The sequence below is a fragment of the Rhizobium sp. RHZ01 genome (assembly GCF_014851595.1).
In the GTDB taxonomy this organism is placed as follows: Bacteria; Pseudomonadota; Alphaproteobacteria; order Rhizobiales; family Rhizobiaceae; genus Rhizobium; species Rhizobium altiplani.
This window is the reverse complement of sequence record NZ_JACUZZ010000034.1, coordinates 14,973-33,824: the sequence shown is the minus strand read 5'-3', so window position 1 is coordinate 33,824 and position 18,852 is coordinate 14,973. Positions and strand designations below refer to the sequence as shown.

General features: G+C 61.4%; 21 protein-coding genes. 14 read left to right on the top strand and 7 right to left on the bottom strand.

Annotation, left to right across the window (positions count from 1 at the left end; all coding sequences use genetic code 11):
* Positions 1 to 29: 29 nt before the first annotated feature.
* From ccmA to IB248_RS26845, 5 genes are read left to right on the top strand one after another with little or no spacing between them, the layout of a single operon-like run.
* The gene (ccmA, locus tag IB248_RS26865; protein ID WP_192241923.1) at positions 30 to 677 is read left to right on the top strand and encodes a heme ABC exporter ATP-binding protein CcmA; all 648 of its coding nucleotides are present in this window, start codon (positions 30 to 32) and stop codon (positions 675 to 677) included.
* The gene (gene ccmB, locus IB248_RS26860) at positions 674 to 1,333 is read left to right on the top strand and encodes a heme exporter protein CcmB (protein WP_018855810.1); all 660 of its coding nucleotides are present in this window, start codon (positions 674 to 676) and stop codon (positions 1,331 to 1,333) included. The genes ccmA and ccmB overlap by 4 nt, the downstream gene beginning before the upstream one ends.
* A gap of 48 nt (positions 1,334 to 1,381) precedes the next feature.
* The gene (locus tag IB248_RS26855) at positions 1,382 to 2,143 is read left to right on the top strand and encodes a heme ABC transporter permease (protein ID WP_169683138.1); all 762 of its coding nucleotides are present in this window, start codon (positions 1,382 to 1,384) and stop codon (positions 2,141 to 2,143) included.
* A gap of 2 nt (positions 2,144 to 2,145) precedes the next feature.
* A complete protein-coding gene (gene ccmD, locus IB248_RS26850; RefSeq protein WP_062374100.1) occupies positions 2,146 to 2,313 on the top strand; it encodes a heme exporter protein CcmD in 168 nt (55 codons plus the stop codon).
* Entirely contained in the window at positions 2,310 to 2,915 is a 606-nt protein-coding gene (locus IB248_RS26845) for a DsbE family thiol:disulfide interchange protein (protein WP_169683140.1), read from the top strand. Before ccmD ends, IB248_RS26845 begins: the two co-directional genes overlap by 4 nt.
* On the opposite strand, the gene IB248_RS26840 is transcribed toward IB248_RS26845, so the two are convergent.
* The 5 genes from IB248_RS26840 to dapF form a co-directional block, all read right to left on the bottom strand.
* The gene (locus IB248_RS26840) at positions 2,916 to 3,503 is read right to left on the bottom strand and encodes a DUF2585 domain-containing protein (RefSeq protein WP_169683141.1); all 588 of its coding nucleotides are present in this window, start codon (positions 3,501 to 3,503) and stop codon (positions 2,916 to 2,918) included.
* Positions 3,500 to 4,144: a septation protein A gene (locus IB248_RS26835; protein ID WP_018855815.1), complete on the bottom strand. Its 645-nt coding sequence runs from the start codon at positions 4,142 to 4,144 to the stop codon at positions 3,500 to 3,502. The genes IB248_RS26840 and IB248_RS26835 overlap by 4 nt, the downstream gene beginning before the upstream one ends.
* A gap of 64 nt (positions 4,145 to 4,208) precedes the next feature.
* Positions 4,209 to 5,801, bottom strand: coding sequence for a signal recognition particle-docking protein FtsY (ftsY, locus tag IB248_RS26830; protein ID WP_018855816.1), 1,593 nt, complete (start codon positions 5,799 to 5,801; stop codon positions 4,209 to 4,211).
* 15 nt (positions 5,802 to 5,816) lie between these two features.
* A complete protein-coding gene (gene mtaB / locus IB248_RS26825) occupies positions 5,817 to 7,091 on the bottom strand; it encodes a tRNA (N(6)-L-threonylcarbamoyladenosine(37)-C(2))-methylthiotransferase MtaB (RefSeq protein ID WP_192241922.1) in 1,275 nt (424 codons plus the stop codon).
* Positions 7,088 to 7,993 (bottom strand): diaminopimelate epimerase, encoded by a 906-nt coding sequence (gene dapF, locus IB248_RS26820; protein WP_018855818.1) that lies wholly within the window; start codon positions 7,991 to 7,993, stop codon positions 7,088 to 7,090. Before dapF ends, mtaB begins: the two co-directional genes overlap by 4 nt.
* 206 nt (positions 7,994 to 8,199) lie before the next feature.
* Between dapF and IB248_RS26815 the strand changes: the two genes are divergently transcribed.
* A complete protein-coding gene (locus IB248_RS26815; protein WP_018855819.1) occupies positions 8,200 to 10,152 on the top strand; it encodes an elongation factor G in 1,953 nt (650 codons plus the stop codon).
* Here the strand turns inward: IB248_RS26815 and IB248_RS26810 are convergent, their stop codons facing one another.
* A complete protein-coding gene (locus IB248_RS26810; protein ID WP_018855820.1) occupies positions 10,153 to 11,157 on the bottom strand; it encodes an MBL fold metallo-hydrolase in 1,005 nt (334 codons plus the stop codon).
* A 303-nt stretch (positions 11,158 to 11,460) separates the two neighbouring features.
* Between IB248_RS26810 and ffh the strand changes: the two genes are divergently transcribed.
* From ffh to trmD, 5 genes are all read left to right on the top strand, one after another.
* Entirely contained in the window at positions 11,461 to 13,029 is a 1,569-nt protein-coding gene (ffh, locus tag IB248_RS26805) for a signal recognition particle protein (RefSeq protein ID WP_018855821.1), read from the top strand.
* A gap of 16 nt (positions 13,030 to 13,045) precedes the next feature.
* Positions 13,046 to 13,366, top strand: coding sequence for a chorismate mutase (locus IB248_RS26800; protein ID WP_016556656.1), 321 nt, complete (start codon positions 13,046 to 13,048; stop codon positions 13,364 to 13,366).
* Between the two features lie 49 nt (positions 13,367 to 13,415).
* Entirely contained in the window at positions 13,416 to 13,784 is a 369-nt protein-coding gene (gene rpsP / locus IB248_RS26795) for a 30S ribosomal protein S16 (RefSeq protein WP_018855822.1), read from the top strand.
* 117 nt (positions 13,785 to 13,901) lie between these two features.
* A complete protein-coding gene (rimM, locus tag IB248_RS26790) occupies positions 13,902 to 14,471 on the top strand; it encodes a ribosome maturation factor RimM (protein WP_018855823.1) in 570 nt (189 codons plus the stop codon).
* 8 nt (positions 14,472 to 14,479) lie between these two features.
* Entirely contained in the window at positions 14,480 to 15,160 is a 681-nt protein-coding gene (trmD, locus tag IB248_RS26785; protein ID WP_192241921.1) for a tRNA (guanosine(37)-N1)-methyltransferase TrmD, read from the top strand.
* 39 nt (positions 15,161 to 15,199) lie between these two features.
* On the opposite strand, the gene IB248_RS26780 is transcribed toward trmD, so the two are convergent.
* Positions 15,200 to 16,057 (bottom strand): cytosine permease, encoded by an 858-nt coding sequence (locus IB248_RS26780; protein ID WP_348648625.1) that lies wholly within the window; start codon positions 16,055 to 16,057, stop codon positions 15,200 to 15,202.
* 227 nt (positions 16,058 to 16,284) lie between these two features.
* On the opposite strand from IB248_RS26780, the gene rplS reads away from it, so the two are divergent.
* The 3 genes from rplS to IB248_RS26765 all read left to right on the top strand — a co-directional run bounded on the left by rplS (position 16,285) and on the right by IB248_RS26765 (position 18,844).
* Positions 16,285 to 16,821: a 50S ribosomal protein L19 gene (gene rplS, locus IB248_RS26775; protein WP_018855826.1), complete on the top strand. Its 537-nt coding sequence runs from the start codon at positions 16,285 to 16,287 to the stop codon at positions 16,819 to 16,821.
* 201 nt (positions 16,822 to 17,022) lie between these two features.
* Positions 17,023 to 17,892, top strand: a complete 870-nt coding sequence (locus IB248_RS26770) for an aldo/keto reductase family oxidoreductase (RefSeq protein WP_169683145.1) — start codon at positions 17,023 to 17,025, stop codon at positions 17,890 to 17,892.
* 154 nt (positions 17,893 to 18,046) lie between these two features.
* On the top strand, positions 18,047 to 18,844 hold the full coding sequence (locus IB248_RS26765; RefSeq protein WP_018855828.1) for a transporter substrate-binding domain-containing protein: 798 nt from the start codon (positions 18,047 to 18,049) through the stop codon (positions 18,842 to 18,844).
* Positions 18,845 to 18,852 lie beyond the last annotated feature (8 nt).

The following is an 18,852-nucleotide window of genomic DNA, read 5'->3' as shown; positions in this document are numbered from 1 at the left end:
TGACTGAAAAATTAAACCACGGAAAAGTCATGTCTCTCGAGGCCGCCAATCTGGCTGCGCGCCGGGGCGAAGACCTGATTTTCGAAGGCCTCTCCTTTCGCCTGGAATCGGGCGAAGCACTGGTTTTGACAGGCAAAAATGGATCGGGAAAGTCGACTTTGCTGCGCGTCGTCGCCGGTCTGCTGCATCAGGAAAAGGGCTCGGTCAGCTTCACCGATTCGCTCGGCAACACTCACCGGCGCGTCGGGGAAGTCAGCCACTATCTCGGTCACCGCAATGCAATGAAGAGCGAGTTGACGGTCGCCGAAAACCTCGATTTCTGGCGGTGCTTTCTTGGCGATAGCCATGGCGCTTCCACCGTCTCGATCGACGAGGCAGCCGAGGCGGTCGGTCTCGAGGGCATCACGCACCTTCCGTTCGGCTACCTCTCCGCCGGGCAGCAGCGCCGCTTCGCGTTCGCCAAGCTGATTATCGCCCACCGGCCGGTCTGGATCCTTGATGAGCCGACTGCTGCGCTGGATAAAAGCGGCGACCGTCTGTTTGCCGAGCTTGTTGAAGCGCATCGCTGCAACGGCGGCATCGTGCTCGCGGCAACCCACCAGCCGCTAGGACTGGAAGGCGCGCAGGAATTGCGGATGGCGGGATTTGCCCACGCCGGACCGGGAGTGTGGGAATGACTGCCCTGCTTCTGCGAGACCTCAAGCTTTCGATACGCGCCGGCGGCGGCGCGCTGATCGGCGTTCTCTTTTTCTTGACCATTGTCGCGGTCATCCCCTTCGGTGTCGGGCCCGATCTCGCACTGTTGTCCCGCATCGGCCCGGCAATCGTCTGGATCGGTGCGCTGCTTGCGGCGCTGCTCGGTCTTGACCGCCTGTTTCAAGCCGAGCGCGATGATGGCTCACTCGATCTGATGCTGATGCAGGAAACGCCGCTGGTGCTGACGGTGCTCGTCAAATGCCTTGCGCACTGGGTCGCCACCAGCCTGCCGCTGGTTATCGCCTCGCCGTTGCTTGGCCTCTTCATGAATATGAGCGAGACCGCCATCGGCGCGACCATGCTGACGCTGCTCGTCGGTTCTCCCGCGATTACCTTCATCGGTGCCGTCGGCGCGGCCGTTGCTGTCGCCTTGCCGCGTGGCGGTCTGCTGGTGTCGATTCTGGTGCTGCCGCTGACGATCCCCGTGCTGATCTTCGGCGTCAGTGCCACTTACGCGGCGGTCGAGGGGCCATCGCCCTTTCTGCCGCCCTTCCTCATCCTGATGGCGCTGACCCTCTTCTTCGCGGTGATCGGACCGGTGGCTGCCGCGCTTGCGCTGCGTCACACGTCGGATTGATCGGGCACTCGATTGCGGCGTCAGGCATATCGCGGTAAGGAAAACGGCATGAGCGAAACGAGCCTAGCCATCACGAAATTCAGCGATCTCGCCAACCCGACGCGGTTTCTGGCGCTGGCCGCGCGCATCCTCCCGTGGATGGCCGGTTTCACGGCCCTCTGTTTTATCGTGGGGCTGTATCTCAGCTTCACGACAGAAGGCGACTACCAGCAGGGTGAAACGGTTCGCATCATGTATGTCCATGTTCCGGCCGCCTGGCTGGCGATGATGGGCTACACGATCATGAGCCTCTCGGCGATCGGCACGCTGGTCTGGCGCCATCCGCTGGCGGATGTGTCGGCGAAGGCCGCAGCCCCGCTCGGCGCCGCCTTCACGCTGATTGCCCTGGTTACTGGGTCCCTCTGGGGCAAGCCGATGTGGGGCACCTGGTGGGTCTGGGACGCCCGGCTCACCTCCGTCTTCGTTCTGTTCCTGATGTATCTCGGGCTCATCGCCCTCAATCGCGCGATCGACGACCCTTCAAAGGCCGCCCGCGTCAGCGCCGTCCTCATTCTCGTTGGCTTCGTCAACATCCCGATCATCAAGTTTTCGGTCGAATGGTGGAATACGCTGCATCAATCCGCGAGTGTGCTGCGCCTCGATGGTCCGGCCATCGATCCCGAGTTCCTGCGGCCGCTGCTGGCGATGGCCGTTGCATTCACCGCGCTCTTCCTCACGCTGCATATCATGGCGATCCGCAACGAGATCTGGCGTCGCCGCGTCGCCGCTCAGCGTCGACTGGCCGCCCGCCTGGCAAGCCGCGAGGGATAGTCATGACACACGCTTTCTATGTCTATGGCGCCTACGGCTTTGCCGCCCTTGTCGCGGCCGCGGTTACCCTTTGGACCTGGGCCGATGGCCGCGCTCGCCGGAAGGAACTGGCAGCCCTTGAAGCCTCCGGCATCCGCCGCCGCTCGGCGCGAACAACGGATGGCAAATGAGCACCACCCCTGAAACGAACTCCGCCAAGCGCGGATTTGGACGCTATGCCGTCGCCTTGATCCCCTTGGTAGTCTTCGCCGGCATCGCAGCCACCGCAGCAAAGATGCTCTATGATCAGGACGTCCACGGCAAGAATATCTCGGAAATCCCCTCCGCACTGATCGGCACGAAGGCGCCGGCGCTGAACCTTGCGCCGCTCGAAGGCGCCAACCTGCCGGCGCTGACCGACAGTGCCATCAAGGGAAAACTGACGCTCGTCAACGTCTTTGCCTCCTGGTGCATTCCCTGTCGCGACGAGCATCCGATCCTGATGCAACTGGCAAAGGACAGCCGGCTCAATGTGGTTGCCATCAACTACAAGGACAAGAACGACAACGCGCTTCGCTTCCTCGGCGAACTCGGCAATCCCTTCGCCGCCATCGGCGTCGATCCCAAAGGGCAGGCGGCCATCGATTGGGGTGTCTATGGCATCCCCGAAAGCTATCTCGTCGCCCCCGATGGCACGATCCTCTACAAGCGGGTCGGCCCGTTCGACGATGTCAGTCTCAGGGAAGGCCTCTTCCACGCCGTGGAGACGGCGCTCGGCAAGCCGGCCTCCTGATCAGAGCGCACTCTGCCAGGTCTTGATCGCCTCGACCGGCCAGATCAGCATCAGCACGTTGAGCGTCAGGTTGTCACGGATCAGGTAGCCGGTCAGAAGCTCGAAGAAGATCGCGATTGCGATCGTCAGTGCGACCGGCGCCCGCGAGGCGAAGAAGAACCCGATCACCATGAAGACCGTGTCCATTGCCGAGTTCACGATGCTGTCGCCGTAATAGTCGAGCGAGATCGTCGCCGTTCGATAGCGGTCGATGATGACAGGCGAATTTTCCAGCAGTTCCCAGCCGGATTCGATGACGAGCGCCAGAAGCAGCCGCATCGCAATCGGCTTGCCGCGCAAAAGAAGGTGCGTAACGCCGTAGAATATGAAGCCGTGAATGATGTGAGACGGCGTGTACCAGTCGGAAATATGCTGAGAGTTACCGCTGGAATTGACGGTGCCTTCCCAAAGCTTGATGTATCCGCAGGTGCAGATGGGGGTGCGGCCCATCATATATTCGGCGATGATCTGGATCAGCAGGACCGCACCGCATGCGGCGAACCAGAAGGTCTGGTGCTTGGCTCTCTCTGCCGTATCCAGTGTCGTCACTTCTCGGTCTCTCCCGCCGAGGTCACAGTGTGCTTCATGATGAGCGGCATCTGCGCCATGGTGAAGATGATGGTGATCGGCATCGTGCCCCAGACCTTGAAGGCGATCCAGAAGTCATCGGAGAAGTTGCGCCAGACGACCTCGTTCAGCACCGCCAGGAAGAGGAAGAAGATCCCCCAGCGGATCGTCAGCTTGCGCCATCCCTCGGCATCGAGCTGAAAGGCCGCATTGAAGACGTAGCCGAGCAGCGACTTGCCGAAAGCCAGGCCGCCCAGCAGCGCAACGCCGAAGAGCGCGTTGACGATGGTCGGCTTCATCTTGATGAAGGTCTCGTTCTGCAAGTAGATCGACAGCGATCCGAAGATGACGACCACGATGCCCGACACGAAAGGCATGATCGGCAGATGCCCGAGAATGATCTTCGAGACCACCAGCGAGGTCACCGTCGCCGCCATGAAGAGGGCCGTCGCCACGAACAGTGGTCCGCCAAGCTCCGACAGAGCCGGAAACCTTTCGACCAGCCAGGCGCCGCGCAGGTTGGCGAAGAAGAAGATCAGCAGCGGGCCCAGCTCCAGCGCCAGCTTCAGCATCGGGTGATGCCGGTCGGCCGCGCTTGGGGTGATATCGCTCTCTGTCGTCATTCTATCTCAAATCCGTTTGTGCCACACGAGACGCTTGCCCGTGTTTGTCGGCATATCTGTGGCATTATTGGCCGAGCCCGGCAATGGCATGCGCGAAATCCTCGGCCTCGAAAGGCTCGAGATCATCGACGCCTTCGCCGACGCCGATGAAATAGACCGGCAGCTTGTGCTTGGCAGAGATCGCCACGAGAATGCCGCCACGCGCCGTGCCGTCGAGCTTCGTCATGATCAGTCCGTTCACGCCGGCAACGTTCCTGAAGATTTCCACCTGCGACAGGGCGTTCTGCCCCGTCGTCGCATCGAGCGTCTGCAGCACCGTATGCGGCGCATCCGGATCGAGCTTGCCGAGAACCCGAACGATCTTCTCGAGCTCTGCCATCAGCTCCGCCTTGTTCTGCAGGCGGCCGGCGGTATCGATGATCAACACATCGCACTTCTTCGCCTTGGCCTGCTCGAAGGCATCGTAGGCGAGACCCGCCGCATCGGCACCGAGCTTGGTGCCGATGAATTCAGACTTGGTGCGGTCGGCCCAGATCTTCAGCTGCTCGATGGCAGCGGCGCGGAAGGTATCGCCGGCGGCAACCATCACCTTGAGGCCAGCGCCCGAGAGCTTGGCCGCCAGCTTGCCAATCGTCGTGGTCTTGCCTGTTCCGTTGACGCCGACGACGAGGATGACGTGCGGCTTGTGGGTGAGATCGAGCTGCAATGGTTTGGCGACCGGCTTCAGCACCTTGGCGATCTCGCTTGCCATGATGCGGCTCACGTCCTCGCCGGTGACGTCCTTGCCGTAGCGCTCGGAGGCCAGCGTATCGGTGACGCGCATGGCCGTCTCGACGCCAAGATCGGCCTGGATCAGCAGATCCTCGAGATCCTGCAGCGTGTCGTCATCGAGCTTGCGTTTGGTAAAAAGGGCCGCGATCTGGCCGGTAAGTTGCGACGAGGTGCGGGCAAGGCCGGCGCGCAGGCGCTGGAACCAGGAAAGTCTTGAGGCCGGCACCAGAGGCGCGGACTCGGAAGCCGCGGGACCGGTGGCAAATCCCTTTGGAAGAACGGGAGTTACGGAGATATCTCCGGAAACGCTATCATCCTCCGCCGGCGTAGATACCTCATGCTCGGCGGGAGAGGCCCGATCGGCGATAGGCTGCTGTTCCACATCGGCTTCAGCTGTAAGCTCTGCAGCCGACGTCTCTTCGGTTTCGCCGAGAGATGCTAGTTCCGCGACACTATCATCCTCTGCCTCATCGCCGATTTCCGGCTGCAGGGAAGGCGCAACAGGAACCGTCTCTCCCAGCGTGCTTCCAGCAGGAGTATCGAGCTCCGCTTCGTCTTCAAGCAACGAGAGCGGCACAAGACCCACATCGCCTACCTGCATCTCAGGCGGCAAGACCTCGGAAACGTCGTCCTCAACGGGTGTGAACGCTTCGGCCTGCTCGGCAAGCTCCTCGATCGAGGCGTCCTCAGCTACGTCATCGGCAGGCCCGCCGGCCGTATCCACCTCTTCCGCCAGAACCAGGTCTGCGGCAACCGGAAGGTTCTCCTCGCGCGAATGCGGCTCCAGCTCGGTTTCGAGCGCTTTCGTCTCGACCGCCCCCGGCGCCTGCTCTTCCTCCGGCTTGGGGCCGAAGGTGAAGACCTTTTTGATGAAATTGAACGCCATGAGGATTCCGTAAACTCAGGCCGCGTCGGCGGCCGTCAATTGCATGTCGAGGTGTTTGCCGTTGTGTCCGGTGATGACAGCCTGCACGAAGCTTCGGGGCGCAAGTCCCGCCGCTGCGACAAGCGTGAAGTTCTCGGTATGCGCCAAACCGTTGTTTTCCACCAGCAGCCATTGCTGCGTTCCGACCATTCCGTCGAGATGGGACTGATTCAGGCGATGTCCAGTGGCGCGCAGTCGCGCTGCCCGCTCCTTGACCAGCGCGCGATCGAGCTGCGGCATACGCGCGGCAGGTGTCCCCGGCCGCGGGCTGTAAGGGAACACGTGGAGATGAGCGATATTGGCCTCTTCCGCCAGCCGCACCGCATTGGCGAACATTTCTTCGCTCTCGGTTGGAAAGCCGGCGATCATGTCCGCGCCGAAGCTCATCTGCGGCCGCAGACGGCGCACGTCGTTGACGAAAGCTAGGGCATCCGCGCTCGAATGGCGACGCTTCATCCGCTTCAGGATCATGTCGTCGCCATGCTGCAGCGAAAGGTGGAGATGCGGCATGAACCGCGCTTCGTCGGCAATGAGGTCCAACAGATGCTTGTCCGCTTCGATGCTGTCGATCGACGAAAGCCGCAGGCGGCGAATATCCGGCACCTGCTTCAACAGCGTCTTGGCAAGCAGCCCGAGCGTCGGCTCACCGGGCAGGTCAGCGCCATAGCTGGTCGCATCGACCCCGGTCAGCACGATCTCCCGGTAGCCGGTTTCGACGAGCTTTCGCGCCTGGTCGACGACCGCCCCCATCGGCACGGAGCGCGAATTGCCGCGGCCATAGGGAATGATGCAGAAAGTGCAGCGGTGGTCGCAGCCGTTCTGGACCTGGATGAAAGCCCGCACATGACCATCGATATGCTTGACCATCTGCGGCGCCGTCTGGCGCACGCTCATAATGTCGTTGACGCGCAGCTTCTCTTCCGCCGAAACGCCGAAATCCGGCAGGGAGCGATAGGAAGCGCTCTTCAGTTTCTCCTCGTTGCCGAGGACAGCATCGACCTCGGCCATATCGGCGAAGGTTTCTTTTTCCGTCTGGGCCGCGCAGCCAGTGACGATGATGCGGGCGTGAGGATTGTCGCGCCGCGCACGTCGGATCGCCTGGCGTGCCTGACGCACAGCTTCGCCGGTAACCGCACAGGTATTGACGAGGATGGCATTATTGAGCCCGGCCTTCTCGGCCTCCGCCCGCATCACTTCGGATTCGTAGGTATTGAGACGACAGCCGAAGGTGATGACCTCGACGCCGCTCACCGCGCTTCGGCTCCCGGCGCCGCATCGCGCGACCACGCACCCGTCGACGGATCGAGCGTGCCCGACCATTCCCATTCAGCCGGGCCCGTCATGATGACGTGAGCATCGCGTTCGCGCCATTCGATCGTCAGAACGCCCTGATTGGGGCTGCTTGCAACCTTCACCGCGACTTCGCGCCCTGTCCGACCAGTGCGGGCGGCGGAAACGGCCGTCGCACAAGCGGCCGAACCGCAGGCGAGCGTCAGTCCCGCGCCCCGTTCCCAGGTGCGCGTCGTGATCGAGTTCGGAGAAGTCACCTGCGCCAGCGTGATATTGGCGCGCTCCGGAAACATCGGATGGTTTTCGAGCAGCGGCCCGAAGCGGCCGAGATCGAACGACATCGGATCACGGTCAACCCAGAAGATCGCATGCGGATTGCCCATGGAAGCGACCGAGGGCGAATGCAGCACGGGATTGTCGATCGGCCCGATTTGCAGCTCGATGCGGCTGGTATCGTGGAATTCTTCCGCAAGCGGGATCTTGTCCCAGTCGAAGACCGGCTTGCCCATATCGACGGAGATCGTCCCGTCTTCATGCTCGGTGGCATTGAGGATGCCGGCCACCGTCTGGAATGTGAAAACCTTCTTGCCGGTTTCCGAGGCAAGCGCCTGCACAACGCAGCGCGTGCCGTTGCCACAGGCCTGCGCCTTCGAGCCGTCGGAGTTCAGAATATCGATCCAGGCATCTGTGCCAGCTGCCTTTGGATCATGGATCGCCATGATCTGGTCGAACTGTGTGTCGTCAGCGGCATTCAGCGCGATTGCCGCCGCAGGCGCTACCTTGTCTGTGCGGCCGCGCATGTCGACGACCAGGATCTTGTTGCCAAGCCCGTTCATCTTCGCGAATTCGACCGTTGCGCTCATAGTGTCATGTCCGTCTCTGTTTGGGCTGTATATGGCGGAAATGCGGGGGAATTACCAGTGGCTTGACTGGCGGTGGATGAGCCACACATTGCCAAAGAGCAAATGCCGTGACCTCATATTTAAGAATGAGTGCAGATATCTAGCGCTTTTCGCCGCTTCGGGGCATTCTTGCTCTGGGATGGTGCTTTTGGCAGGGAGGATCGCCGATGCGCTGCGTCACCGTACTTGGGCCCTCGCAGACGGGAAAAACGACACTCGTCGCAAAGCTGGCCTCGCTCGAGGGAACGCCCAGAAAGTCAGCCTCTCCATATGGATCAAGCCTGACGGAATTTGACTTCAAGGACGAAGCGTGGTGTGCGATCGACACTCCCGGGGCAAATGAGGCACTGGCCCTGGCGCAGGATGCCCTGCTCGTCAGCGACGCCTGTATCCTCTGCATATCGCCGACGCCTGATGAAGCCGTGCTGGCAGCACCCTATCTGCGCGCCATCGAGGCCTCCGGCACGCCCTGCCTGATTTTCATCAACAGGATGGACGAGCCGCGCGGCCGGTTGCGCGATGTCATTGCCGCACTTCAGACCTATTCCAACCATCCGCTTGTCCTGCGGCAAGTACCCATCCGCGAAGGCGACCGGATCGTCGGCAGCTGCGACCTGATTTCCGAACGCGCCTGGCGCTATCGGGAAGGTCAGCCGTCCGCGCTGATCGAGCTGCCGCAGGATGCCGTCGAGCGGGAGCACGAGGCGCGGGCCGAAATGCTGGAACAGCTCTCGGAGTTCGATGACTGGCTTCTCGAGGAGCTCATCGAAGACCGGGAGCCGGCAAGCGATACGCTGTTTACGATCTCTTCGCGAATTCTCAAGGAGAACCGGGTTATCCCCGTGCTGTTCGGCTCAGCCTCGCACAGCAACGGCATCATGCGCCTGATGAAGGCCCTTCGCCACGAAGCGCCGCCGGCAACGGCACTGCGGTCGAGGCTCGCAGGAAGTGTGGAAGAAGCGGCCCTTTCTGCCGTGAGTTTCCACGCCTACCACAAGGCTAATGTCGGCAAGACGGTGCTGGTGCGGGCGCTCGCCGACGGCTTGAAGCAGGGCGCTCCCTTGGGCGGCGCCACGCTGGGTCCGCTGCAGGAGGCCGGCAACGGAAAGCCAATCAGTGGCAGCGTGGAGGCTGGCAGCGTCTTTGCCGCACTCAAATCCGACCATCTGCCAGCGACTGCCCTGCTGACGCAGACAGCCAGCGTCGAGCCGCCCGATTGGACGACACCGCCGACACCGATGCTGGAAAGAATTCTCGTTCCCGGCAGCGAACGGGACGAAACCAAGCTTTCCGCGACGCTGGCGAAACTGGCGGAAACCGATCGCGGCTTGAAGGTGATGCAGGAGGAAGGCACAGGCGCGGCGCTGATCTGCGCCCAGGGGCCGGTCCATCTGCGTGATCTCCGCAAAACACTGTCGGAGGTCTTCCGCGTCGAAGTTTCCGAACGCGCACCAAACCCCGTATACCGAGAAACCATTTCCAAACCTTCGGATGTGCGCTACCGGCACCGCAAGCAAACGGGCGGCGCCGGACAGTTCGCAGACGTGCAACTCAGCGTCAGGCCGAACGAGCGCGGCCAGGGCTTCACCTTCGGCGAAAGCGTCAAGGGCGGGACCGTACCCCGAAACTACATCCCAGCTGTTGAAGCCGGCGCCCGCGAAGCCATGGAGAAAGGTCCGCTCGGCTTCCAGGTCGTCGATGTCGACGTCGTGCTGACCGACGGCCAGTATCACTCGGTCGACAGCTCCGATTTCGCCTTCCGGACCGCTGGGAAAATGGGCGTCAAGCAAGCGCTTTCACAAGCTTCCGCCGTTCTCATGCAGCCTGTGGTGCGGGTGGAGATCCATATCCCCTCGGTCTATTCCGGCGGAATGGTGACGCTCGTCTCCTCGCTCAAGGGACAGGTGCTCGGCTTCGACCGGGACGAGAACGCGAAGGGCTGGGATATATTTCGAGCGCTCGTGCCTGGCGGCGTGCTTGATGAATTGGCCCGGTCGCTCAGATCGGCAACGCAGGGCATCGGCCACTTCTCCAAGACCTTCGATCATTTCGAAGAACTCTACGGCAAGGAGGCCGACACCATCATCAATGCGCATGGTGCCGGAGCCCACGCGCATTGATCATGCCGCTGGCACGTCGAATACCTCGCCGGCTCTAAGCGGCCTGAACCGCTCCTGCGGTATTTCGCGCTCGGCCAAGGCTGTCTTTAGCGCCTTGACCGGCGTCTCGATTGCCTCGTCGGTCAGCTGGAACGTCGCAAAGTGATGGCCGGCCACATAGGCAGCATTGGCAAGCTCCATTCCCATCACCGCTTCATCAGGATTCTGATGTTGGCCCTTCATGAACCAGCGCGGTTCATAGGCTCCGAAAGGCAGGACGGCGAGGCGAAAGGCACCATGCTTCTGCTGGGCAGCCCTGTAGTTGACGCCCCCATGAAAGCCCGTATCCCCGACATGGTAGATCTTCCCGGCTGGCGTTGACAGGACGAAGGCGGCCCAGAGCGCCATGCGACGATCCCCGGTGCCGCGTGCCGACCAATGATGCACCGGCTCGGCATCGATGCGGATGCCGGCAAGCGGGATGCGCTCGCCCCAATCCATCGCCGTCACCTGCATGGTGGGAACGGCGCGACGAATGATCGTATCGTTGCCAAGCGGCGTTACGACATGCGGCCGATGCCTCGCCTGCAGCCGCCTGAGCGTCGCGACATCGAGATGATCGTAGTGGTTATGCGAAACGAGAACGAGGTCGATCGGCGGCAGGTCGTCGAACGCGATACCGGGTGCCACGACGCGCTTCGGTCCGGCGAAGGCGAAGGGGCTGGCCCGATCGGACCATACGGGATCTGTCAGGATATTGAGCCCCGCGACCTGCACCAGCATCGTCGCGTGGCCGACCATGGTTACCCGCAGATCGTCGCCATCAACGCGCGCATCCGGCTTGGCCGGTACGAAAGGGCTCGGAACCGACTTCGGCCAGCGATCGCGGTTGCCGCCAAACTGCCATCGCATCAGATCTCGAAAACCGAGAGGCTCGATACCATCCGGATTGAAGAAATGCGTGCCGTCGAAGTGATCGGAGACAGGCCCTTGATAGTAGGGATTGCGTCTTTTGGCCGTAGGCATACAAAGCGATTCCGTTGCAGGGAAAGCAGATCTGGGATCGGGCGCGCGCTTTTGAAAGGTCGAAACGCCGTCTTTTCTCGGCGTTCCCTTGACTCGCGGTCCGTTTTCCTGTTTACCGCCGCTCAATCTGCGACGAGCTTCAAGACTCGAGCCACCGACCGGGACCCGTAGAGGTATAAAGAGATCCCGGAGGTCCACACCCGACAGCGCGATGCGCCCTCGGGTGCTTTTTGGCTATGCGTCTTGTTTTCGTCAAGGAAAAGCACAAGGTTTCCGTCTTCAGGAAATCACAAGGAAGAGCCGATGTTTGAGAACCTCCAGGACCGTCTTGGATCCATTCTGAATGGACTGACAGGCCGTGGCGCGCTTTCGGAAAGCGATGTTTCCGCAGCGCTGCGCGAGGTTCGCCGCGCGCTTCTGGAGGCTGACGTGGCGCTCGATGTCGTGCGCTCCTTTACCGATCGCGTCCGCGAAAAGGCCGTCGGCGCCGAGATCCTGAAATCGATCAAGCCCGGCCAGATGGTCGTCAAGATCGTCCATGACGAGCTGATCGAGATGCTCGGCGGCGAAGGCGTCGGCGTCGACCTGCATGCGGCCGCCCCCGTCGTCATCATGATGGTCGGTCTGCAGGGCTCCGGTAAGACGACGACGACCGCGAAGATCGCCAAACGGCTCACCGACCGCGAGAAGAAGAAGGTGCTGATAGCGTCGCTTGATACGCGACGTCCGGCCGCCCAGGAGCAGCTGCGCCAGCTTGGTGTCCAGACTGGTGTCGACACGCTGCCCGTTATTGCCGGCCAGTCGCCGACCGATATCGCCGCGCGCGCCGTGCAAGCAGCCCGGCTCGGTGGCCATGACGTCGTCATCCTCGACACCGCCGGCCGCACGCATATCGACGAGCCCTTGATGGTCGAAATGGCCGACATCAAGAAGAAGTCGAATCCGCATGAAATCCTGCTGGTCGCGGACTCGCTGACCGGTCAGGACGCCGTCAACCTGGCGCGCAACTTCGACGAGCGCGTCGGCATCACCGGCCTCGTGCTCACCCGCATGGACGGCGATGGCCGTGGCGGTGCAGCACTTTCGATGCGCGCGGTGACAGGCAAGCCGATCAAGCTCATCGGTGTCGGCGAGCGTATGGGCGAACTCGAAGAGTTCCATCCCCGCCGTATTGCTGACCGCATCCTCGGCATGGGCGATATCGTTTCGCTCGTCGAGCGCGCCGCTGAAAACATCGACGCCGAGAAGGCGGCTGCCATGGCCGCCAAGATGGCCAAGGGCAAGTTCGATCTCAACGACCTCGCCGACCAGCTGCGCCAGATGCAGAAGATGGGTGGCATGGGCGGCATCATGAGCATGATGCCCGGCATGGCTGGGATGAAGGACAAGATGGCCTCGGCCGGTCTGAACGACAGCCTGTTCGGCCGTCAGCTCGCCATCATCGGCTCGATGACCAAGGCCGAGCGCGCCAACCCCGATATTCTCAAGCACTCCCGCAAGAAGCGCATCGCCGCCGGCTCTGGCACCGATGCCGCCGACATCAACAAGCTTCTGAAGATGCATCGCCAGATGGCGGACATGATGAAGATGATGGGCGGCAAGGGTAAGGGCGGCCTGATGAAGCAGATGATGGGTGGCCTTGCCGGCAAGATGGGCCTTGGTGGCCTTGGCGGTGGCATGCCCGATCTTTCGAATATCGACCCCAAGCAGCTCGAAGCGCTCCAGAAGCAAGCTGAAGCTGCCGGTCTAGGAAAGCCGGGCGGCGGGCTGCCCGGCCTCGGCGGTGGCGGTTTGCCGGGTCTGGGCGGCGCCAAGCTGCCGGGTCTCGGCGGTGGTTTCCCAGGCCTTCCCGGCCTGCCCAAGAAGAAGTGAAGGGGTCGCGTAGACAATGATTGATCCTGAAATCAAAGCCCAACTTTCGAACTATCGCCAGTCGATCGACAACATCGACGCCGCGCTGGTCCATATCCTGGCCGAACGCTTCCGCTGCACCAAAGAGGTCGGCGTTCTCAAGGCCAAGTACAAGTTGCCGCCGGCCGATCCGGCGCGCGAAGAATACCAGATCGAACGTCTCCGCCATCTGGCGAAGGATGCCAATCTGGATCCGGATTTCGCCGAGAAGTTCCTGAACTTCATCATCAAGGAAGTCATCCGGCATCATGAGCAGATCGCTGCAGACCACGCCGAAAACGGCGCCGCAGCAAAATGAACCATACCGCCGGATCAGGCGGTCCAGAAAAGTCCAAGGAGTAAAGAAAATGGCACTGAAAATTCGTCTCGCACGCGGTGGTTCCAAGAAGCGCCCGTACTACCACATCGTTCTCGCCGACGCCCGTTCGCCGCGCGATGGCCGCTTCCTCGAGAACCTCGGTTCCTGGAACCCGATGCTCGCCAAGGACAACGGCGCTCGCATCACGCTGAACAACGACCGCATCAAGCACTGGCTCGATCAGGGCGCACAGCCGACCGATCGCGTTCTGCGCTTCCTCAACGAAGCCGGCCTCGCAAAGCGCGATGCCAAGAACAACCCGGAAAAGGCAAAGCCGGGCAAGAAGGCTCAGGAGCGCGCTGCTGAAAAGGCTCAGAAGGCCGCCGACGCTGCTGAAGCTGCTGCTTCCGCAGAATAATCGGGAACCTTCCCTTATCGAACGGGCGGCATGGCGACATGCCGCCCGTTTTCGTTTCCATTCCGCTGCACTTCGTTTAAGAGAAGCCCAGATTTGCGGCTTCATGTGAAGGACGTCATGCCAAAGCTTGAAAACCCGGTTCTGATGGCAACGATCGGTGGCGCCCAAGGCCTGCGCGGCGAAGTACGCGCTAAGGCCTATACCGCCGATCCGACCGCGCTCGGCGACTACGGCAACCTGCACAGCCTTGATGGCCGCACCTTCGAGATTCTCGATATCCGGGAAATGAAGAACGTCGTCGTCGTCCGATTCCGCGGCATCAACGACCGCAATGCCGCCGAGGCGCTGAACGGACTGGAGCTCTACATCGAGCGCGACAACCTGCCGGACGAGGAGCTGGAAGAAGACGAATTCTTCTACGCCGATCTCGAGGGTCTGGAAGCGCTCGACGACCAGGGCGTCAGCTATGGCACCGTGACCGGCGTTTTCGACTTCGGCGCCGGCGATCTGCTGGAGCTCAAGGGTCCCGGCAAGCGCCCGGTATTGATCCCCTTCTCTGAAGCCTCGGTTCTCGACATCGACCTTGAAAGCGGCAGGATCACCATCGATCCGCTCGCCGCTGGCCTCGTCGATAGTGAGGATGACGCACCGAACTTCACGCCCGACAAGCCGAAAAAGAAGAAGTGAGGCCGTCGATGGCGTTTCGCGCGACCGTGCTGACCCTCTATCCGGAAATGTTTCCGGGCCATCTCGGCTACTCCCTCGCCGGGAAGGCGATGGAGCGTGGCCAATGGTCGCTCGATACCCTGCAGATCCGCGACTTTGCCACCGACAAACACCGCACCGTCGATGATACGCCCGCTGGCGGCGGCGCCGGCATGGTGCTCAAGCCCGACGTTCTCGCCCGCGCCATCGACAGCGCCTCCGAGAACGACAGCCGCCCCCGGCTGCTGATGAGCCCGCGCGGAAAACCGCTGACGCAGGAACGCGTACGCGAGCTTGCTTCCGGCGATGGCGTCATCATCGTTTGCGGTCGCTTTGAAGGTGTCGATCAGCGCGTTATCGATGCGCGCGAGCTGGAAGAGGTCTCGATCGGCGACTACGTGCTGTCGGGCGGCGAACCGGCTGCACTCACCATACTGGATGCGATCGTCCGCATCCTGCCTGGCGTCATGGGCAATGATCTTTCCGGACTGCATGAGAGCTTCGAAGGCGGCCTGCTGGAGCATCCGCACTACACCCGTCCCAGGGAATGGGAGGGCCGCGAGATTCCGCCGATCCTCACATCGGGCAATCACGGCGCGATCGAGAAATGGCGCCGCGAGCAGGCGTTGCAGCTGACCCGGGAACGACGCCCGGATCTGCTGGAAGAATAAAAAATGCCCGGCCGATGCCGGGCATTCGAGTTTTGGGTGTCAGTTGGTAGCGCCCACCGCAGAGCCGCGTGCGCTCGCGCGCAATGCGTAGTAGACATCACCGCCGATGCCGACGCCGAAGAACCAGCCATAGGTCCCCCACCATTCCGGCAAGATCGACGTGAACGTCGGCAGGATCGATGAGAATAGCGAGCCGACCACGAAGGCGATGAAGGCATTCGTGTGCCAGCCATTCTGGAAGCGGAACTCGCCATACTCCTGATAAAGATCCGCGACGTTCAGCTCACCCTTCCGGATCAGATAGTAGTCGACCATCATGATCCCGAAGATCGGGCCCATCGTCGAACCGATGAAGTTGACGAAGTGCGCGGCACCCGTTTCCCACGGCGCGAACGGATAGAGCACCAACGCAATCAGGGCGGCAATCCAACCGCCCCGCTTAAAGCTGATCTGGCGGGGGAAGACATTCGAGAAATCGAAGGCCGGCGAGACGAAGTTGGCGACCACGTTGATGCCGAGCGTTGCAACGGCGAAGGTCAGCGCCGCAAGCAATGCCAAGAACCAGTTGTCGAACTTCGCGGAGATCGCCTCCGGATGCAGCAGTACTTCGCCGTAGACGGTGAATGCCGCCGTCGTTGTGACACCCGCGACGAGGCAGAAGGCGAGCAGGTTGATCGGCAGGCCCCAGAGATTGCCCTTGCGCAAGGTCTTGGTGTCCTTCGTATAGCGCGAGAAATCGCAGAAATTCAGGTAGAGAGCCGCAAAGTAGGGGATCCATGTCGCGGCAACCGCGGCAAGAGCCGCAAACGAGCCTGGCTCGCCGGCGATGCTGCTCCCCTGTTGTGCATTTGACAAATATTTAATCAAACGAGTCACAGGCTTGATATCGTGCAGCACTGGCAAAAGCCCAGTTTTGCGGTCGGCGCTGCGAAATTTCCGGGCCAAAGGGGTGACAAAGCCTGCGCAATACGGTATGCGCACGCCCGGAATGGGAAAACTCCCATCAACCACGTAAAGAAAAACAGACGAATTCGCTCCTGCCCTCACCGGCAAATATCTGCGGCTCGACCAAGGATAGATCGTTCAGAGCGCTCTGGCTGTTGAACCAACAAAGAGGTTGAGTCATGAATATCATTCAGCAGCTTGAGGCCGAACAGGTCGCCAAGATCGAAGCCCAGCGCACGCTTCCGGAATTCTCCCCGGGCGACACCGTTCGCGTCAACGTCCGCGTCAAGGAAGGCAACCGTACCCGCGTACAGGCCTACGAAGGCGTTTGCATCGCTCGCTCCGGCGGCGGCCTGCAGGAGAACTTCACGGTTCGCAAAATCTCCTACGGCGAAGGCGTCGAGCGCGTATTCCCGGTCTGCTCCCCTGCTATCGAAAGCGTAGAAGTCGTTCGCCGTGGTAAGGTCCGTCGCGCGAAGCTCTACTACCTGCGCGATCGTCGCGGCAAGTCGGCTCGTATCGTCGAGAACACCGGCACCCGCGCTCGCAAGCTCAACGACGCCGAGCGTCAGGCAGTTGCCGAGGAAAAGGCGCGCCTGGAAGCCGAAAAGGTTGCAGCAGCTCAGGCGCTCGCAGCCGAAAAGGCAGCACAGGAAGCTGCAGAAGCCAAGGCAGCAGCAGAAGCTGCCGCAGCGGCTGAACCGGCAGCAGAATAAGTTTCAATCCTTCGAGATTGTGGGAAGGCGACCTTCGGGTCGCCTTTTTTGTTGCTCGCTAGCGCGCCACTGGCAGGTCGGATCGCGTCAGCCGCGCCCAGCGCCATTGTCCGAAATTCCAAACAGCCCGTGCGGAATGCATGCCGTTATCGCAAGAGCCGGTCTGACCTATTTCTGCCCTGTCTTTAAACGGAGCAGATCATGTCCAATCTCGAAAAATCGGGCACATTCACACTCGGCGACAGCACGGTGGCGCGGCTTGGCTACGGGGCCATGCAACTTGCTGGCAAGGGCGTCTTCGGACCCCCGAAGGATCGCGCCGAGGCAATCGCTGTGTTGCGCGAAGCAGTCGAAAGCGGCGTCAACCACATCGACACCAGCGACTTCTACGGCCCGCACATCACCAACCAGATCATCAGGGAGGCGCTGCATCCTTATCGGGATAATCTTGTGATCGTCACGAAGATCGGAGCAACGCGTGGGCCAGACGCGTCGTGGAACCCGGCCTTCTCGAAAGAAGCGCTGACGCGGGCAATTCACGACAACCTCAAGAATCTGGGCCTCGAGGTGATCGATGTGGTCAATCTGCGAGCCATATTTGATGTCCATGGCCCGGCGGAGGGATCTCTGGAAGAACCCCTCACCGTCCTCGCCGATCTTCAGCGCCAGGGCCTTGTCAGACACGTTGGCCTCTCCAACGTCACCACCAAGCAAGTCGCGGATGGCAGAAAGATCACCGAAATCGTTTGCGTTCAAAACCAGTACAATCTTGTGCATCGCGGGGATGATCCGCTGATCGACCAGCTCGCGACGGAAGGAACAGCCTATGTGCCTTTCTTTCCGCTCGGGGGCTTCTCGCCATTGCAATCGTCCACGCTGTCGGATGTCGCTGCGGAGCTTGACGCAACACCGATGCAGGTTGCTCTTGCGTGGCTTCTGCAGCGCGCGCCGAATATCTTGCTCATACCCGGCACCTCGTCACGTCTCCACCTCAGGGAGAACCTCGCGGTCGCCGATATCACCTTGCCCACCGGAGCCATTGAGAAACTGGATGGTATCGCGTCTCGCTGACGACATTTGCGATCTGTCCCGCAAAAATCTTCGCATGGAAGGGCGGTCTTTGGACCGCCTTTTCTGATTTTGAACGGCGACATACGGCAATTCTCTTGCCATCCGCTTCGCAACTATGACAGGTTTCGCGAGCTATATTTCGGGGAGATATTTAATGCCGTTCCGTCGCACTGTCCTTGCAGGACTGACCGCCCTCGTCCTGTCGCCGCTGGCCGCCTTCGCCGCCGACCTTCCCGACCTCAAGGGCAAGTCGGTCGTCGTCGTCACCGAGAACGCCTATCCGCCGTTACAGTTCGTCGATCCGAAGTCGGGCAAGGCGATCGGCTGGGAATATGATGCGATGAACGAGATCGCCAAGCGGCTGAATTTCAAGGTCGAGTACCAGAACACCAGCTGGGACGCGATGATCCAAGCGGTCTCCGACAACCAGTACAACATCGGCATGACCGGTATCACCATCAAGGATGATCGCAAGGCCAAGGTCGATTTTTCCGATCCCTACATGCGTTCGCAGCAGTTCATGCTGGTGCGCGGCGATGAAAGCCGCTTCACCGACGCAAAGACCTTCGGCGCCTTCAATGAAGGCCTCGTCGGCGCGCAGCCGGGCACGTCGCCTTTCTACACCGCCGTCTACGAAATCCTTGACGGCAACGAGCAAAACCCGCGCGTCAAGCTCTTCGAAACCTTCGGCGCCACCGTCCAGGCGCTCAAGGCCGGCGACGTCGACGTGGTGCTGACCGACAGCGTCGCTGCCAAGGGCTATGTCGACGCCTCGAACGGCGGCCTGAAGGTCATTGGCGGCCCGCTCGGCACGGAGGATTTCGGTTTCATCTTCCCGAAGGGCTCCGATCTCGTCGCCGCGGTCAATGCCGCAATCGCAAGCCTGAAGGCCGACGGCACCTTCGACGCGCTGAACAAGAAGTGGTTCCTCGACTACAAGATGGGCGAATGATCCCGTCT

Excerpts from the sequence above, each read along its gene's own strand:
- ccmA (WP_192241923.1), top strand. The coding sequence starts at position 30 with ATGTCTCTCGAGGCCGCCAATCTGGCTGCGCGCCGGGGCGAAGACCTG.
- ccmB (WP_018855810.1), top strand. The coding sequence starts at position 674 with ATGACTGCCCTGCTTCTGCGAGACCTCAAGCTTTCGATACGCGCCGGC.
- IB248_RS26855 (WP_169683138.1), top strand. The coding sequence starts at position 1,382 with ATGAGCGAAACGAGCCTAGCCATCACGAAATTCAGCGATCTCGCCAAC.
- ccmD (WP_062374100.1), top strand. The coding sequence starts at position 2,146 with ATGACACACGCTTTCTATGTCTATGGCGCCTACGGCTTTGCCGCCCTT.
- IB248_RS26845 (WP_169683140.1), top strand. The coding sequence starts at position 2,310 with ATGAGCACCACCCCTGAAACGAACTCCGCCAAGCGCGGATTTGGACGC.
- IB248_RS26835 (WP_018855815.1), bottom strand. The coding sequence starts at position 4,144 with ATGACGACAGAGAGCGATATCACCCCAAGCGCGGCCGACCGGCATCAC.
- ftsY (WP_018855816.1), bottom strand. The coding sequence starts at position 5,801 with ATGGCGTTCAATTTCATCAAAAAGGTCTTCACCTTCGGCCCCAAGCCG.
- dapF (WP_018855818.1), bottom strand. The coding sequence starts at position 7,993 with ATGAGCGCAACGGTCGAATTCGCGAAGATGAACGGGCTTGGCAACAAG.
- IB248_RS26815 (WP_018855819.1), top strand. The coding sequence starts at position 8,200 with ATGCGCTGCGTCACCGTACTTGGGCCCTCGCAGACGGGAAAAACGACA.
- IB248_RS26810 (WP_018855820.1), bottom strand. The coding sequence starts at position 11,157 with ATGCCTACGGCCAAAAGACGCAATCCCTACTATCAAGGGCCTGTCTCC.
- ffh (WP_018855821.1), top strand. The coding sequence starts at position 11,461 with ATGTTTGAGAACCTCCAGGACCGTCTTGGATCCATTCTGAATGGACTG.
- IB248_RS26800 (WP_016556656.1), top strand. The coding sequence starts at position 13,046 with ATGATTGATCCTGAAATCAAAGCCCAACTTTCGAACTATCGCCAGTCG.
- rpsP (WP_018855822.1), top strand. The coding sequence starts at position 13,416 with ATGGCACTGAAAATTCGTCTCGCACGCGGTGGTTCCAAGAAGCGCCCG.
- rimM (WP_018855823.1), top strand. The coding sequence starts at position 13,902 with ATGCCAAAGCTTGAAAACCCGGTTCTGATGGCAACGATCGGTGGCGCC.
- trmD (WP_192241921.1), top strand. The coding sequence starts at position 14,480 with ATGGCGTTTCGCGCGACCGTGCTGACCCTCTATCCGGAAATGTTTCCG.
- rplS (WP_018855826.1), top strand. The coding sequence starts at position 16,285 with ATGAATATCATTCAGCAGCTTGAGGCCGAACAGGTCGCCAAGATCGAA.
- IB248_RS26770 (WP_169683145.1), top strand. The coding sequence starts at position 17,023 with ATGTCCAATCTCGAAAAATCGGGCACATTCACACTCGGCGACAGCACG.
- IB248_RS26765 (WP_018855828.1), top strand. The coding sequence starts at position 18,047 with ATGCCGTTCCGTCGCACTGTCCTTGCAGGACTGACCGCCCTCGTCCTG.